The sequence below is a fragment of the Baia soyae genome, assembly GCF_004341445.1.
In the GTDB taxonomy this organism is placed as follows: domain Bacteria; phylum Bacillota; class Bacilli; order Thermoactinomycetales; family Thermoactinomycetaceae; genus Baia; species Baia soyae.
Genome location: NZ_SLXV01000038.1, coordinates 12,682 through 28,296, shown reverse-complemented (window position 1 = coordinate 28,296; position 15,615 = coordinate 12,682). Strand labels below are relative to the sequence as shown.

Sequence of the window (15,615 nt, the reverse complement as noted above, 5' to 3'; positions counted from 1 at the left end):
AAGTTAGCCACCTCTTTTTTGGCGTTTGTATATCTGGCTTCCATTTTTAGACTGGCTCAGTGAGATAGAAAATAGTTTTAAGACACACCCTAGTTACAAATAGAAACACGCCCCCTAGAATGAAGCATCTGGAGGCGTGTTTTTTAGCTGTTTGAGCAGGTCAAATTATAAAATTTTTACCTTAAAGTCTTTCAAGAACTTTTCAAAAGCAGGTCCTGCGTACTGAGCACGCTTTTGCTCATCTTTAACATCTTTCAACTTCTTGGTAGCACGCTCTGTTACTTTCATAACATGGTAACCATAATCTGTTTTGACTGGGTCACTAATTTTATTTAAAGGAAGAGTTTCGGCTGCTTTTTTAAATTCGGGTACAAACTGGCCTGTAGCTCCTTCATAAGAGCCTGCATTTTCTTTGGATCCCGGATCGTCAGAGAATTCTTTAGCAAGCGCTTTGAAATCTCCACCTTTTTCTAGCTTCTGCTTTACTTCTAAAGCACGTTTCTTCGCTTCTTCATCCGTTCTTTTCTTACCGTCTGGAAGCTCAAGACCAATCAAGATGTGATTTAACTTAGCGTCTTCATAGTCGAAATTGTTATAGATATACTCTTCGCGTTGTGAGAGTAAACCAAGGATTTCTTTGAGGTCCTCACGTGTAGTGCCTCTTTCTTTCAAAACCTCATCCACTGATTTCGCCTTACTTCCTGATGCCTGATACATCTTCAAGACTTCTGGCTCATCTTTCTTAAAAGTCTCTTCTGCCTTTTTCACAAAATCGCCTTTTTTACTCGGATCTTTATCTGCTACAAAGTGGAAGCTCGCATAATTTTTTATCATCTCTTCTTTTGCTTTCGGATCTGCAAGTCCTGGAGCCGTTTGAGGTTGCAGGAAGGCAACAACGTTTAAGAAAGCATTAAACTTGCCTTCTTCTACTTTACCACCCTCGTACTCAGCAATTACTTTCGTACTCTTGGTATCAAAAGGTTTAAACTCTGGAAGCTTCATTGCTTGATCCGCTGCATCCGGCTTCTTTTCCGTTTCTTTTTTAGACGTACATGCTGCGGCTAAAGATGATAAGACAAGTGCAAGAGCAATAATCCCTGCAACCCATCTACGCTTTCGGAACTGTGACATTTGGTTCGACCCCTCTCATTTTCGGTACTGTCTCATATTGTATCAGAAACTGTTCAATCATTTCTAGGACGGCACGAGTAGACAGACCTGCCATTTTAAATGTTATCCCAATCTTTTGCCCCGCCGCAAGCCGAATTCGACCTGGGAAGTTTTGGGCAATCTTAAATAACTTCTGTCCATCTATCCGTTGATTTTCTTCTTCCCGTAACCTCAAGGTGATTTCTGTGCCTTTTTGGTCAATACTCTCCATCCCATACTGAATGGCATAAGCACGGATTTTAGCAACTTTAAGCAGGTTTTGTACAGGTTCAGGCAAATCACCAAAGCGATCTTCCATCTCCTCTTCTAACTCTACCACTGCGTCCAGCTCTGTAACAGCACGAATCTTTTTATACAACTCAATTTTTTGTTTCTCATCACGAATGTAATCGGAAGGCAGATACGCATCTACACTCATCTCAATTTGAATCTCTTTCTCTTCAACTGGTGTCTTCCCTTGGATTTCAGCTACAGCCTCTTTTAGCATCTGGCTATATAGTTCAAATCCAACCGTAGCAATGTGTCCATGCTGTTCGGCCCCGAGCAGATTTCCTGCTCCACGGATGGATAGATCTCGCATCGCAATCTTAAACCCAGATCCAAGCTCCGTAAACTCTTTAATCGCTTGTAGACGTTTCTCAGCAGTTTCCGATAAAATTTTATCCCTCTGGTACGTGAAATAGGCATACGCAATCCGATTCGAACGACCCACACGGCCTCGTAGCTGATACAACTGTGATAGTCCCATCTTATCTGCGTCATGGATGATAAGTGTATTCACATTTGGAATATCGACCCCTGTCTCAATAATCGTCGTACTGACTAAGACATCGTACTCACCATCTAGGAAGTCGAGCATCGTCTTTTCTAACTCATTTTCATTCATCTGGCCGTGAGCGATCGCCACCCGTGCTTCGGGCACCAACATCCGAATCTGTTCGGCCATCTGGTCGATATTATGAACTTGATTATAGAGGAAATACACCTGTCCATCCCGCGCCATCTCACGTTCAATCGCTTCCCGCACTAAGGCACCTGAATACTCCAAGACATATGTCTGAACAGGGAAGCGATTCTCTGGCGGAGTTTCAATGACAGAGAGATCCCTTACCCCCATCATCGCCATGTGGAGTGTACGCGGAATCGGGGTAGCTGTAAGGGTTAAGACATCAATATTATGTTTGAGCTGTTTGATCTTTTCTTTGTGTTTGACACCAAATCGTTGCTCTTCATCGATAATAAGTAGTCCTAGATCTTTATAATGAATCTCTTTAGATAGCAGTCGATGCGTTCCAATGACGATATCAACGATCCCGTTCTTCAAACCGTCCAATGTCTCTTTCTGTTCCTTTCGTGAACGAAAACGACTCATCACCCGAACTTGCACAGGGAAATCAGCAAATCGCTCTCGAAACGTTTCATAATGCTGTTGTGCCAGAATCGTCGTCGGAACGAGTAAAGCCACCTGTTTACCATCCATAGCCGCCTTAAAAGCTGCTCGCACTGCCACTTCTGTCTTCCCATAACCTACATCCCCACACAAAAGCCGATCCATTGATTGACTACTCTGCATATCCTTCTTAATCTCTTCTATGGAACGTAATTGGTCAGGGGTCTCTTCATACGGGAACATCGCTTCAAAATCCCGTTGTAACGATGAGTCTCTTGGAAAAGAGTACCCTTTTGCTTCTTGGCGTTGTGCATATAACTCGATTAAATCTTGCGCGATATCTTGCACAGAGGTACGAACTTTGTTCTTTACCTTGCTCCATTCACTACCACCCAAACTATATACCTTAGGTGTTTTCTCTTCCGCCCCCACATACTTTTGAACCAGATCAATCTGTTCAACAGGTACATAGAGCTTATCATTACTCGCATATTGAATATGTAGATAATCTTTATGCAATCCGCCCACATTTAGCGTTTCAATCCCTATATAGCGACCAATTCCGTGATTGACATGTACCACATAATCTCCAGGCTTTAAATCTTGGTAATCCTTAATTTTTTCAGCGTGATCTAGTTTGCTAGATCGACGAGGGCGTCGTTGTTTTTGCGTAAATACTTCACTTTCTGTAATCACGACAAGTCGCATCGAACCCAGTTCAAATCCACTTTGAAGGGCATGCAAACGGACAACCGGCTTACCTGGTAAAGGGGGTTGTTCTGAATTATCCCGATGCACATCCATTCCATAATCAGAGAGAACTCTTTCCAGTCGCTCGAGCCGCTCTCCACTACTCGCCGTAAAAATAACCCGATAATTCGCTTTGACGAAACGGTCCCATTCCGCTTTCAAAACATGCATCTGACCATGGAATTGTTGCATTCCTTTACAAATGAATTGGACAATGTTTTGAGGTTGTGCACTTGGGATCTGTCTCATAAATAAAGAGAGATAAACGCGAGGATGCCCCGTATGCGAAACCACTTCATCAAACGAAAGCGAGACTTTTAACTGGGGCAGGAACTCCCCTTGTTGCAATAAAGCCGTCTGCCATTCCCCTTCTTCACGCTCCATCTGACGAGCGCTTTCCCCAATTCTCATCGGTTCATCTAAAACAATAAATGTATCCGCAGGCATATAATCAATTAAACTATGATAATCTGGGTAGATCTGAGAAACATACTTATAAATCCCCGTCACCATCATCCCTTGACGAAGCTGCTCTACATCCCAACCGATCTGCTCCTTAAGTTTCTCACGCAAGGTTTCATCTTGAACTTTTTTTAATCGCGCTTGTAACATCTCATTTACTCGCTCTGCGGACTGCTTTAACATATCTTGACTGGCGAATAACTCACGAGCAGGTGGAACCGTAATCGAATTCACTTTCTCCACAGATCGTTGTGAAGTTACGTGGAACGTGCGAATCGAATCCACATCATCATCAAACCACTCAATCCGAACGGGATCTACAAAAGGTACAGGATAGATGTCCACAATCCCACCACGAACACTAAATTCACCACGCTTTTCTACCAGCTCAACGCGTTCATAACCTAAATTCACCAATTGCTCCACTAACGGATCAATCGGCAAGTTTGCTCCCACTTCAATTTCAATATGACTTCTTTCAAAAATCTTCTTCGAGGGAAATAATTTTCGAAGTCCAGAGAAAGGAACCACTAATACCCCTCGAAATCCTTTTGAAAGTTTTGACAATACATCAATCCGTTCAGGCAATGTATCATGACTTGCCAATGCGATTTCCGTTGTCACTAATTCATTTGCTGGATAAAGAAGAACTTCTTCTTTTGGTAGTAGCTCTTGGAGGTCTTCCACCATTTTTTGTGCTTGGTTCAAATTATGCGCAACCAAAAGAAGCGGGCGTTTCGTCTTTTGGTAGAGCGCCGCTATATATACACAACGCGCCGTTCCCGTTAATCCGGTTACCAGCTGTTCTCTAAAGCCTTGTTCCAGTCCTACTAAGGTTGACTGGAAATCTCGATCTTGTTCCATCAGATAGACGAGCGGTCCCACATTGTTCCTCCTCAAATTCCATCATATCTAGAAAAAAGAAGCCTTAGCTTGCGATCGCTAAGGCTATTTTTTTGGATTTATCTGAAAATCATTTCATGACCCATAACCCCAGCCAGCCATTACGAATAGAGGTGGGGTAACACGGTTCGCTCTGGATATTGGTCAAAAACCTGCTGACATGTGTCGCAGGTTACCCAAATCCGATTCGTACCATCTTCATCATTGGTTATTATATCCTGCCATTCTTCTGGGGTCAACCGATCCAGTCCCAGTTGAACATCGGACACTTGACTCTGCTCAAAGCGTCCTTGAACCAATTGACAATGGGGGCAAACATATTCCCAAGCCAAGTAGATCTCCTCCTTAAGGAAATCAATTTGGTCTTAGTATTGCCGTTAGAAGAAGATGTATTCTAATCTCATCCATTAAATCGATTCATGGCTAATAAAAACGATTCCTCCACCCATGTCTCAACGGCCTGGGATGCACGATCGGCAGCACCCTCAGCAAAGGGCATCTCTTCCTTCGAAAACGGCGATAGCACATAGTCTGGCACCGCAAGCGAAATTGGTCTACCAATTCCCAGACGAATTCGTTTAAACTGATCTGTTCCTAGATGCGCGATGGTCGACTTCATCCCGTTATGACCTCCCGCACTCCCTTTCGTACGTAGGCGCACCTCTCCGAGTGGTAGATCCATCTCATCATAGATGATAACCAGATCCTCTATATCCATCTTGAGCCAGTCAATCGCAGGGCGAATCGATTCACCTGATAAATTCATATAAGTCATCGGCTTTAATAGGATGACTTTCTCCCCACGTACCACCCCTTCCCCGACGATTCCCTTCCACTTTTCTCTATTTAGCGGGATTCCCCACCGCTCACTTAATCGGTCAATCGCCCAGAAACCAATATTATGGCGTGTAGACTCATATTTCTTCCCTGGATTCCCTAAACCTACGATTAACTTCATGTTCCTCTGCCTCATCTCTATGTAAAAAATGGCACAACCCCTTCTTGAGAAGTTGTGCCATCTCTACAAACTTAGTCGAATAGCTTACTTACTGATTGTTCATGATGAACACGCATGATTGCTTCGCCTATTAACGGAGCGACTGATAGGATTTTCGTTTTATCTAACATTTTATCACCCGGTAGCGGGATGGTATCCGTTACCACCATCTCGGTAATATTCGCTTCACGGATACGTGAAATCGCCGGACCCGAGAACACAGGATGCGTACAGCAAGCAAATACTTCTTTAGCACCTTTATCTAAGATTGCATTTGCCGCCAACGTAATCGTTCCTGCTGTATCGATCAAATCGTCGATAATAATCGCTGTTTTCCCGCTAACATCACCCACGATATTCATCACTTCGGACACATTAGGCTCTGGGCGACGCTTATCGATAATCGCGATCGGAGCTCCTAGACGCTCTGCCAATCGACGAGCACGAATCACGCCCCCATGATCTGGAGAAACCACGACAACATCCTCAAGATTTTTACTCTGGAAATATTCTGCTAAAATTGGCACACCCAACAAATGATCGACAGGGATGTTAAAAAAGCCCTGAATCTGGGTGGCATGAAGATCCATCGTGATGACTCGATTTGCACCTGCTGTTTCAATTAAATTCGCCACTAGCTTCGCCGTAATCGGATCACGAGCACGCGCTTTACGATCCTGTCTTGCATAGCCATAGTAAGGCAGTACAACATTAATTGTCCCCGCAGATGCCCGTTTCAGTGCATCTACCATCACTAACATTTCCATAAGGTTTTGATTGACAGGGTTACATGTAGATTGGATCACATATACATCCGAACCTCGAACACTTTCATTCAACTTAATATGGATTTCTCCATCGCTAAACTTTCCAACTTGAGCATCTCCAAGAGGAATACCAATATGATCACAAATTTTCTGCGCCAAATCTGGGTTTGAATTACAACTAAATATCTGTAAACGTGAGCGATTAACTGACATGTGATGAATGCCTCCGAATTTGTGCTTACTTGTTACTATCTTTAATCTTTTCCATAAGGAGCTTGGCATAGCCTTCTTTCGTTACTTGACGCTGTCTTGCAATCGCAAATGAATCTTCTGGAACACGATCCGTGATGGTTGAGCCTGCTGCTACATAAGAACCTTTTTCAAGCATAACAGGGGCCACTAAATTCACATTACAACCTACAAATGAATCATCTTTAATCGTTGTTTTATGCTTTCTAAACCCATCATAGTTTACCGTTACTACACCACAAGCAATATTTACATTTTCGCCAACTTCGGCATCTCCTACATACGCTAAATGAGCCACCTTCGTTCCAGATCCTAGCTCAGCCTTTTTCAAATCCACAAAACAGCCGATTTTTACATCCTCAGCTAGCTTTGTACCTGAACGCACGTATACAAAAGGCCCTACACCTGCATTCTTTTCAATTGAGCTCTCATGCATCACTGTATAGGATATGTTACTTGAGTCAGCTACAGACACGTCTCGGAGGTCCGCATTCGGCCCAATCTGGCAGGATTCCCCAATCACCGTTTGTCCACGTAAAAAACAACCCGGCTCAATAACAGTGTCCGCGCCAATGACGACATCCGCTTCGATATAGGTATTCTCAGGATGAACAATCGTTACCCCATTTAACATATGTCCGCGAAGAATTCGCTCACGCATTAACTTTTCAGCTTCCGCTAGTTGCAAACGATCGTTTACACCCATCGCTTCATTTACATCTTGAATCACTTCTGCGCTAATGCGCTCTCCACCTTCACGTAAGATCGAGAGGGCATCCGGAAGGTAATATTCACCTTGCGCATTATGATTATCTACTTTTTCTAGGGCAGCAAACAATTTTTGATTATCAAAACAGAAAGTACCCGTATTTATCTCTTGGATAAGTAATTCATCATCGGTAGCATCTTTATGCTCCACGATACGCTCTACGCTTCCATCTTCATAGCGGACAACCCGTCCATAGCCTGTTGCATCCTGCATATGGGCCGTTAAAACCGTTGCCGCAGCTCCCGATGTTTGATGCGTCTCAACAAGTCTTTGTAGCGTTTCTTTTGTAAACAGAGGATGATCTCCATTTAAAACAATCGTTGTGCCTTGTATGTCTTGAAGTAACGGCTTTGCCTGCATCACCGCATGAGCTGTTCCAAGTTGCTGTTCTTGTTCTACAAATAACACTTCAGAAGATAATTTCGCTTTTACTGTTTCGCCTAAATAGCCAACTACCATAATGGTTTTCGATGTGCCGATCGCATGTAATTGATCAATTACGTGCTGTACCATCGGCTTTCCGCAAACAGGGTGAAGTACTTTATGTGTTTTGGACTTCATTCTTGTACCTTTCCCTGCTGCTAAAATCACCGCAAAGAGATTCTGCATACTCGATTTATGCCCCCGTTTCCTAGCAAACTTCCTTCCTGAATATATCCCAAAGTATACATGATTGCAACCAACGAATCCTTGTCCGCCTAGACGACAAAAAATCATCCTAAATAAGGATGATTTTTTGGATCATATCTATACAATTTATGCGTCCATGATCATGGCGCTTGGAACGGCTACCATGTCCACTGGATCTTCCGTTCGATTGTACACTTCCAATACAGCCGCTTCGATTTTTTCTCGGCTCGAAGGTGAGATTGGATGTGCAATATCACGGAAATCCCCATCAGGAGTACGTTTGCTCGGCATTGCCACAAACATTCCATTATTTCCATCAATCACACGGATATCATGTACTACAAATTCACTATCAATTGTTATTGAAGCAATCGCACGCATTCTACCTTCTCGATTTACTTTTCTGAGACGCACATCTGTTATTTGCATCCTAATACACCACCCATTTCCAAAGATGACATAGTTCTACATTTCGAGATGGATTGTTTATTTCCTGCTAAAAAATGGGATTCAGGTAAAATTTTTTCTCATAATTCGGATGCAAAGATGATTCTATGCTATTTCTTAACTGCGATTACTTCCATCTCAATCAAGACATCCTTAGGCAAACGTGCCACTTCGACACAAGAGCGGGCAGGACGATGGTCCATGAAGTACTCTGCATAAATTTCATTAATCGTTTGGAACTGGTTCATATCTTTAATGAATAGTGTAGTCTTCACTACCTGCTCCAGTGTTGACCCTGCTTCTTGCAGAACTGCTTCCACATTGCGCAAGACCTGATGCGTTTGTTCCACGATCCCACCTGTAACTAGCGCTCCCTCAGCTGTTAATGGAATCTGTCCGGATGTAAAGATCATATCTCCTACAACCATCCCTTGCACATACGGACCAATGGCCTGAGGAGCATTACTCGTTGCAATTTTTTGCATATTTTTCTCCGCCTTTCTCTGCTACATTGTTATATATGGTACAGAGTTGTTTTGATCTTTACGATTTTCACTCTCTACCAAGTTTTTTTGATAATCAGTATATTAGGGGTGAATAGACTAGGGGCTGTGGGTAGATACGCCGCCCCAGACTATTTCTAATATTTAATTACTCAACAAACCTATCCTGAAACACATTCCCAATCCCCACTCGAAGCGTACGATCTCGTTCATGTATCTCAGACACACTTATCAAAGAAACAAAATCATCGACAAGCCGCCCTGGAACATGAGCTTCGGCGAGGACTCCTACACCAACAACAGTCGCATCAAACTCAAAACATAGATCTTGCAGACCGCGAACTGTTCCACCAGCCTTCATAAAATCATCAATAATCAGCACCAGCACACGTGATCCCTGAGGAAGGCTTCGCTTTGATAACGAAAGCGGCTTTAACTTCCCACTCGATCCCGAAACAGTGTTAACTGTTACAACAGATCCCTCTGTAACTCGATAATCGTAACGAGCAATCACGACCGGAACACGTAGATAGTTCGCTACGGCATAGGCTAAGGGGATTCCTTTGATCTCGACTGTCAAGATGGCATCGATCTTAACACCCGCAAATAAAGTAGCCCAAATGCGGCCCACTTCGCTAAGCAATGTGGGATTCCCCAACAGATCGGACATATATAGGAAGCCACCTGGTAGAATCCGTTCTGGTTTTTCCAGCTGCACACATAGATCCGCTAAAATTTCTTCTGTACGTGTCAAATCCAGCTTTGGGATATAACGAACCCCACCAGCCGCCCCTGCTACTGTCTCTAATTCACCGCTACCTTCGTTCCGAAAAACTTCATCAATAATCGTTAGATCCTCACTAATTGATGACTTAGCAGACTGATATCTCTTCGCAAATGTTGTCAGTGGGATAAGTTTATAAGGCTGGGAGAGTAGTTGATTCGTTAGATCTACTAGCCTCGCACTCCGCTTCCATTTCTCTTTTTCCATCAAAATACCTCCGAAAATCCGAATATCATGACGGAAATATACCATTATGTACGGGTTTAATCAAGTGTAGACTTAAATTAAACCCCTAACATTCGCACTGCAAAAACTTGATCGCAGAATCCTCGAAGACCATTTACAATTCTCTTCGCTCGTGATTCCTTTCGCACCAATCCAAATACGGTGGGACCACTCCCGGACATTAAGACCCCATCGGCACCGAATTGCTCCATCTTTTGTTTGATCTTATAAACCTCAGGATATAAGCCGATTGTAACTGGTTCTAGTACATTTCCTAGATTCGAAATTACATTTTCATATGAGCCAGTTTGTAGCGCATCAATCATCGCTCTGGTATCCGGATGTGTCGTAATTTCACCGACTTGGAGCTTTCCAAACACATCTCCCGTTGAAACACCATGCGTTGGTTTTGCAAGCACCACCCAACAACTAGGCGGAGATATGATCGGAGTTAGGATCTCCCCTCTACCTTCGGCAATCGCTGTATCCCCATAGATACAAAACGGTACATCCGAACCGATCTCAGCTCCGATCTCAGCTAATTCTTCTAATGATAAACCTAGATTCCATAAACGGTTACATCCTCGCAGAGTCGCTGCCGCATCGCTACTTCCTCCAGCGAGTCCTGCTGCTACTGGAATATGCTTATAAATTTTTATATTCACACCGCGATCAATACCTGTTTTTTGTTGTAGTAACTTCGCCGCAAGGTAAGCCAGATTCCGCTCATCTTGCGGAACGAGGCCTGATGTACTTTCAAGCGTAATTCCTGAGTAAGGTAGATCCATAAGGTCGATTCGGTCAGCCAAATCAACAGTTGTCATCACCATCTCTAAATCGTGATAGCCATCTGGGCGTTTGCGGAGTGCATCTAAGGTTAAATTGATCTTAGCGGGTGCTTTTTCTGATGTGTACATTTCTCTTCCCCCCAGCACCTTGTCATTTCTCTTCCGAATGTATCTGATGTTCCTATTGTACCACGCTAATCCCATACTCGAAATGAAAAAAGAAAAGCCGAGGATTACTCCCCAGCTACCCTAAGCCTAGCTTATATTCGATTACGGCTTCTGAACTAGTTGTTCCTGTGCGATCTGGATGGCGCGTTTGACCATGTTTCCTGCGTCACTTGCTTTAATGCCACCCCAACCATCACGCTCTACAACATCATAAAATCCTAGCTCTTTTGCTAATTCGACCTTAAAGGACTCGGACATTACACCTCGACGACGTGACATGATCCATTCCTCCTCGTTGTTTCAAGTAGACATGTAGGGTACCTATAGTATCTGATGGGTCACTGCCATTTATGTAAAAAAAACAAGACCCTAGGGGCCTTGTCCGATTATTGAGTACTGATGTACTTAACTGGAATAAGTTGGTCATTTTGAAACACTTTCAACTCGACTGATTCCGTCAGTATATCCGCATAACTGTATGAAACGCGTTCAAAGGCGTGTTGATCTTCATCTAACTTCACAATAAAAACGGAAGGGTATGTTTCTTCTAATATACCCGTACGTTCAATGGTCTTACGGCGTCCACTGTTCGCTTTTAATCGGATTCTTTCTCCAATAAAGCTGTCCAGAGTTAGCTTGATTTCAGATAGAGCATTTTTGCCCATAAATTCGACCACCTCACTTGTAGAAGATTATATAACAAATGAGGCTTGAAGTCAAATTAGGTATTATAGCAGTGAACAAATCCTTTTGTCAATCATATTTTTTATCGTGTAAAGCGATCCGCTACAGCAGATGCCGCATAGGATTCGGGCTTAATTTTCGCTTCATATCCAACTGCCGTTACCCAGCCAACCACCTCTTGAATCACCTTACGCGTTTCTCCTTGTTGCCCGATATCCAGATGAATTTCCATCGGTATATCTGAAAACATACGGAAGAATCCATGCTCTTTTAATAGGTCTACACAAGTCAAACTATACTCGGTTTCCCGATAGATTCGATAACGTAACTCTTTCATCTGACTATGTGTTCGCTTTGTATAGAAGAAAAGCGCCCCTTTTCCAACTCTTTGTATGATGATCGCTGTTACAAAAACAGTCTCTTTATAACGGGTCATCGAGTCGGTCCCTATCATCAACTTATATCCCGAGTTAGGATCTTCCCGCACATACTTCTGAATCTCAGACATCATTTCCTCGAAGCTACATTTACCCCTTCGTGGATGATAAAAATGCACAAGTATCCCTCCAGATTTGAGTCAAGGAACTCGAATCACACTACCTTCCTTGAGAAAAACGCTCCCATGCTTCTGTTAGAACTGCAAATTCAGCTAGATGCAAGGTTTCTCCTCTTCGCTGTGGATCAATTCCCGCTTGAGTCAGAAATTCTGCCACATCTGTTTTCGCCAAATGAGAGAAAAGCTGGGAATGGAGTGTGTTTAATAGTGTTTTCCGACGCTGGGCAAAGGATGCTCTTACTATTTTAAAGAATAAACCTTCATTCGATACGTTCACAGCAGGCTCCGGTCGTCTCGATAACTTAACAACAGCAGAATCCACATTAGGCCTCGGCACAAATACATGGCTCGGGACTTTCGTAACAAGGGAGGTTTCTGTGTAATACTGAACCAAAACACTAAGCGATCCGTAGTCTTTGGTCCCTGGTTTCGCTACTAGACGATCCGCTACCTCTTTTTGAATCATGATTACAATATTTTGGAGAGGAAGCCTCTCTTCTAATAAACGAATCAAAATCGGTGAAGTAACGTAGTAAGGAAGATTTGCCACAACGTGAATACTATTACATTCCCCAAAGTTTTCCGAAATAATCTCATGAAAGTCTACTTTCAAAGCGTCACCATGAATCACTTCTATATTCGACTGCTTCTCAAAAATTTCTCGTAGTACCGGGATGAGACGTTGATCTAGCTCCACAGCAACGACTTTCTTAGCACGTTCACTTAAACGTTCCGTGAGAGCACCAATTCCAGGGCCAATTTCAATGACACCCGCCTGTTCATCCAAGTCTGCCGCATCCACAATTCGTTCTAACACTCGATCATCAGTTAAGAAGTTTTGTCCTAAGCTTTTTTTTAAGCCAAGTTTGTATTTGGCAAGGATTTGCTTTGTATTTTGTGAAATCGTTCTATGTGACATCCTCTAGTTCCTCTCTTACCTGTAACCAGGCACTAATCAGCTCTTCTTTTGAAACCTGTAGGGCATGAAGTCGCTGATAAAAATTTTTGGCATTGGCAAACCCAATTCCTAAGCGATCGGCTACTTTTTGACGTAACCAACTCGAATCAGGAAAACCTGTGAATCCCATATCAATATAGTCTTCCCAAGAAATGGACTCTACTTGCTCATAACCCACATCACTTCTTACATGGAGCAATGCTTCGCGAATATCCTCACATTTTGCATGTTCAATCCCGATCTTCTTCCGACCTCTTGCCTTATCTTGCGGTAAGAAAGCATGTTTGACCCCGGGCACCTCTTGCGAAATCACTCGACGGATTCGTTCCCCTGCATAATCAGGGTCTGTAAATATTATGACGCCTCGCTTCGATTGGGCACGGCGCACTTGATCAATTACTTCTTTTCCAATTGCGGAGCCTCTCGTTTCGATGGTATCTGCTTTTACAGCGCGTTTAATCGTAACGGTATCATTTCTGCCTTCTACTACGATCATTTCATGTATCTGAACCTCTGACAATGTCTTTTACACAACCTTTACAAACGTTGTAAGTTGGGATTTTAGATCTATCATTATCCGTTTATGAATGAAATTAGGTAATCCATTTAACAACACTGAAATGAAAGGGCTTGTTAGAAATTAGACCATGGAGTTTGTCCCGGGTCATGTATCTGACCACAGCTCAAATAGTGAGTCTGCGAGGATGTGGAAAAGCAAGTCCGCTCCGTCCCTCTTCAAAAAACATGGATAAAGTCTTCTATCTAGTATCCACAAACTGTTTTTTCTTTTTCTTTTCTTAAAGCTGGTTGAAAACAAAATTTGATTAGGAGAAGGGAGAGTCTGTTCGACCATTGCGATGTTAGCGATCCTACTTAGCATAGAGATCCGTAGCATGGGGCGCTTTTGGTGCAACATGTCTGAGCGTTCTTTGCGAGTTTTGCACCTGCCCCAGCGGAGGATCGCGGAGCGGACAGTTCTGCTTCCCTGCAGGATCGGTATTGAGCTGTGGTCGAACAGACTCTCCCAGCTCTGATCTAATGATACGCAAAACTATTCTTTTATCCTAAGCTAATTAGCAGAGTTGGGAACCCGAAACAGCCGCATAGCATTATCTGTTGTAATCCGAGCAAGTTCCTCCACCGAAATCCCTCGAATCTCAGCAATTTGCTCCGCAACGAGCCGCACATAGCCAGTTTCGTTCCTTTTCCCTCGGTACGGATGCGGAGCCAAATAAGGACAGTCCGTCTCTAACAACAGACGATCTTCCGGCACCAAACGAGCGATCTCTTTAGGAAGCTTTGCATTTTTAAAGGTAACAGGGCCCCCGAGTCCAATGTAAAAATTCATCTCAAGAGCGGCTTCCATGATGGCCTCATCGCCTCCGAAACAATGCAACACGCCTCCTACTTCCTCAGCATGTTCCGATCCCAGAATGCTAATCACATCCTCATGAGCATCCCGATCGTGAATGATAATAGGAAGTTTTACTTCACGTGCCAGCCGAATCTGCTCTTTAAAAACATGTTCCTGCACGTCTTTCGGAGAAGTATCCCAGTGATAGTCTAACCCCATCTCACCCAATGCTATTACTTTTGGATGCGCAGTTAGTTCGCGTAGGTAGGCAAGATCCTCTTCTTGGTAGTAGATTGCATCTGTCGGATGCCAGCCTACTGCACTATAAATGAAATCATACTTCTCCGCTAGCTCGATAGAAGACTTGATGGTCTCTCTGTTAAAGCCTACATTTAACATCCAGCTAACTCCGTACTCTTCTCTAGCACGACGGATCACTTCTTCCAGGTCTTGATCAAACTGTTTATCATTCAGGTGTGTATGTGTGTCAAAAATCATATTCGACATCCTCTCTAAAGGAAAAACAGCCCTCGATGGACTGTTATGGTTCGAGTTGTTGCATTTGGCTAAATGGCATTAGAACAAGCTCGGCTCGGCCGACAACCTCTTTTTCATCAACCGGACCAATGGCACGACTATCCTCACTGTGAGGGCGATTATCACCTAACACATAGATATCTCCTGCGGGCACGACCACTTCTTCAAAAGAGGTACTAGGATCTATTTTATTAGCAATGTACGACTCGCCTACTTCTTTATCATTACGAAATAGCTTCCCATTGGTAATCTTAATATGATCACCAGGTAGACCAATCACCCGCTTAATAAAGTCCTTCCCTTCCTTCGAGTGGAAAACGACGATTTCTCCATATTTGGGCTCCTTGATCTTATAAATAAACTTGTTGACGATCAAAAGCTCATTCCCCTTCAATGTCGGATACATCGATTCACCCTTTACTTGATAAGGTGCGAAAAATATATATCGACAGATCAGTAAAATCGCCGTAGCCACTAAAGCCGCCATGATCCATTCACGAAGTGTCCTATTCTCCCCCGCCATC

Annotated in this window: 18 protein-coding genes; all 18 read right to left on the bottom strand. The window is 43.3% G+C overall.

Annotation, left to right across the window (positions count from 1 at the left end):
- Positions 1 to 165 precede the first annotated feature (165 nt).
- On the bottom strand, positions 166 to 1,131 hold the full coding sequence (locus EDD57_RS11290) for a peptidylprolyl isomerase (RefSeq protein WP_131849547.1): 966 nt from the start codon (positions 1,129 to 1,131) through the stop codon (positions 166 to 168).
- Positions 1,109 to 4,657, bottom strand: coding sequence for a transcription-repair coupling factor (mfd, locus tag EDD57_RS11285; RefSeq protein WP_424205834.1), 3,549 nt, complete (start codon positions 4,655 to 4,657; stop codon positions 1,109 to 1,111). The genes EDD57_RS11290 and mfd overlap by 23 nt, the downstream gene beginning before the upstream one ends.
- Before the next feature lie 119 nt (positions 4,658 to 4,776).
- A complete protein-coding gene (locus EDD57_RS11280; protein ID WP_072333025.1) occupies positions 4,777 to 5,007 on the bottom strand; it encodes an anti-sigma-F factor Fin in 231 nt (76 codons plus the stop codon).
- A 68-nt stretch (positions 5,008 to 5,075) separates the two neighbouring features.
- Positions 5,076 to 5,633 (bottom strand): aminoacyl-tRNA hydrolase, encoded by a 558-nt coding sequence (gene pth, locus EDD57_RS11275; protein WP_131849546.1) that lies wholly within the window; start codon positions 5,631 to 5,633, stop codon positions 5,076 to 5,078.
- A 71-nt stretch (positions 5,634 to 5,704) separates the two neighbouring features.
- The gene (locus EDD57_RS11270; RefSeq protein WP_131849545.1) at positions 5,705 to 6,652 is read right to left on the bottom strand and encodes a ribose-phosphate diphosphokinase; all 948 of its coding nucleotides are present in this window, start codon (positions 6,650 to 6,652) and stop codon (positions 5,705 to 5,707) included.
- Between the two features lie 25 nt (positions 6,653 to 6,677).
- Positions 6,678 to 8,066, bottom strand: coding sequence for a bifunctional UDP-N-acetylglucosamine diphosphorylase/glucosamine-1-phosphate N-acetyltransferase GlmU (glmU, locus tag EDD57_RS11265; RefSeq protein ID WP_131849544.1), 1,389 nt, complete (start codon positions 8,064 to 8,066; stop codon positions 6,678 to 6,680).
- A gap of 147 nt (positions 8,067 to 8,213) precedes the next feature.
- Positions 8,214 to 8,516 (bottom strand): septation regulator SpoVG, encoded by a 303-nt coding sequence (spoVG, locus tag EDD57_RS11260; protein ID WP_131849543.1) that lies wholly within the window; start codon positions 8,514 to 8,516, stop codon positions 8,214 to 8,216.
- A 128-nt stretch (positions 8,517 to 8,644) separates the two neighbouring features.
- A complete protein-coding gene (locus EDD57_RS11255) occupies positions 8,645 to 9,019 on the bottom strand; it encodes a RidA family protein (protein WP_131849542.1) in 375 nt (124 codons plus the stop codon).
- A gap of 166 nt (positions 9,020 to 9,185) precedes the next feature.
- Positions 9,186 to 10,028: a pur operon repressor gene (gene purR, locus EDD57_RS11250; protein ID WP_131849541.1), complete on the bottom strand. Its 843-nt coding sequence runs from the start codon at positions 10,026 to 10,028 to the stop codon at positions 9,186 to 9,188.
- Positions 10,029 to 10,105: 77 nt separating this feature from the next.
- Positions 10,106 to 10,963, bottom strand: coding sequence for a 4-(cytidine 5'-diphospho)-2-C-methyl-D-erythritol kinase (ispE, locus tag EDD57_RS11245; protein WP_131849540.1), 858 nt, complete (start codon positions 10,961 to 10,963; stop codon positions 10,106 to 10,108).
- 141 nt (positions 10,964 to 11,104) lie between these two features.
- Entirely contained in the window at positions 11,105 to 11,281 is a 177-nt protein-coding gene (locus EDD57_RS11240) for a small, acid-soluble spore protein, alpha/beta type (protein ID WP_131849539.1), read from the bottom strand.
- A 107-nt stretch (positions 11,282 to 11,388) separates the two neighbouring features.
- Positions 11,389 to 11,667 (bottom strand): biofilm formation stimulator Veg, encoded by a 279-nt coding sequence (veg, locus tag EDD57_RS11235; RefSeq protein WP_131849538.1) that lies wholly within the window; start codon positions 11,665 to 11,667, stop codon positions 11,389 to 11,391.
- A gap of 101 nt (positions 11,668 to 11,768) precedes the next feature.
- Complete coding sequence (locus EDD57_RS11230) at positions 11,769 to 12,242, bottom strand: ribonuclease H-like YkuK family protein (RefSeq protein ID WP_131849537.1); 474 nt, start codon at positions 12,240 to 12,242, stop codon at positions 11,769 to 11,771.
- A gap of 40 nt (positions 12,243 to 12,282) precedes the next feature.
- Positions 12,283 to 13,161, bottom strand: coding sequence for a 16S rRNA (adenine(1518)-N(6)/adenine(1519)-N(6))-dimethyltransferase RsmA (gene rsmA, locus EDD57_RS11225; protein WP_131849536.1), 879 nt, complete (start codon positions 13,159 to 13,161; stop codon positions 12,283 to 12,285).
- Entirely contained in the window at positions 13,151 to 13,696 is a 546-nt protein-coding gene (gene rnmV / locus EDD57_RS11220) for a ribonuclease M5 (RefSeq protein ID WP_131849549.1), read from the bottom strand. Before rnmV ends, rsmA begins: the two co-directional genes overlap by 11 nt.
- Before the next feature lie 373 nt (positions 13,697 to 14,069).
- Positions 14,070 to 14,249 (bottom strand): hypothetical protein, encoded by a 180-nt coding sequence (locus EDD57_RS11215; protein ID WP_131849535.1) that lies wholly within the window; start codon positions 14,247 to 14,249, stop codon positions 14,070 to 14,072.
- A gap of 20 nt (positions 14,250 to 14,269) precedes the next feature.
- A complete protein-coding gene (locus tag EDD57_RS11210; RefSeq protein WP_131849534.1) occupies positions 14,270 to 15,052 on the bottom strand; it encodes a TatD family hydrolase in 783 nt (260 codons plus the stop codon).
- 43 nt (positions 15,053 to 15,095) lie between these two features.
- A complete protein-coding gene (lepB, locus tag EDD57_RS11205) occupies positions 15,096 to 15,614 on the bottom strand; it encodes a signal peptidase I (RefSeq protein WP_131849533.1) in 519 nt (172 codons plus the stop codon).
- Position 15,615: the final 1 nt, after the last annotated feature.

Excerpts from the sequence above, each read along its gene's own strand:
- glmU (WP_131849544.1), bottom strand. The coding sequence starts at position 8,066 with ATGCAGAATCTCTTTGCGGTGATTTTAGCAGCAGGGAAAGGTACAAGA.
- lepB (WP_131849533.1), bottom strand. The coding sequence starts at position 15,614 with ATGGCGGGGGAGAATAGGACACTTCGTGAATGGATCATGGCGGCTTTA.
- rsmA (WP_131849536.1), bottom strand. The coding sequence starts at position 13,161 with ATGTCACATAGAACGATTTCACAAAATACAAAGCAAATCCTTGCCAAA.
- spoVG (WP_131849543.1), bottom strand. The coding sequence starts at position 8,516 with ATGCAAATAACAGATGTGCGTCTCAGAAAAGTAAATCGAGAAGGTAGA.
- purR (WP_131849541.1), bottom strand. The coding sequence starts at position 10,028 with ATGGAAAAAGAGAAATGGAAGCGGAGTGCGAGGCTAGTAGATCTAACG.
- EDD57_RS11255 (WP_131849542.1), bottom strand. The coding sequence starts at position 9,019 with ATGCAAAAAATTGCAACGAGTAATGCTCCTCAGGCCATTGGTCCGTAT.
- rnmV (WP_131849549.1), bottom strand. The coding sequence starts at position 13,696 with ATGATCGTAGTAGAAGGCAGAAATGATACCGTTACGATTAAACGCGCT.
- pth (WP_131849546.1), bottom strand. The coding sequence starts at position 5,633 with ATGAAGTTAATCGTAGGTTTAGGGAATCCAGGGAAGAAATATGAGTCT.
- EDD57_RS11290 (WP_131849547.1), bottom strand. The coding sequence starts at position 1,131 with ATGTCACAGTTCCGAAAGCGTAGATGGGTTGCAGGGATTATTGCTCTT.
- EDD57_RS11270 (WP_131849545.1), bottom strand. The coding sequence starts at position 6,652 with ATGTCAGTTAATCGCTCACGTTTACAGATATTTAGTTGTAATTCAAAC.
- EDD57_RS11240 (WP_131849539.1), bottom strand. The coding sequence starts at position 11,281 with ATGTCACGTCGTCGAGGTGTAATGTCCGAGTCCTTTAAGGTCGAATTA.
- veg (WP_131849538.1), bottom strand. The coding sequence starts at position 11,667 with ATGGGCAAAAATGCTCTATCTGAAATCAAGCTAACTCTGGACAGCTTT.
- ispE (WP_131849540.1), bottom strand. The coding sequence starts at position 10,963 with ATGTACACATCAGAAAAAGCACCCGCTAAGATCAATTTAACCTTAGAT.
- EDD57_RS11210 (WP_131849534.1), bottom strand. The coding sequence starts at position 15,052 with ATGATTTTTGACACACATACACACCTGAATGATAAACAGTTTGATCAA.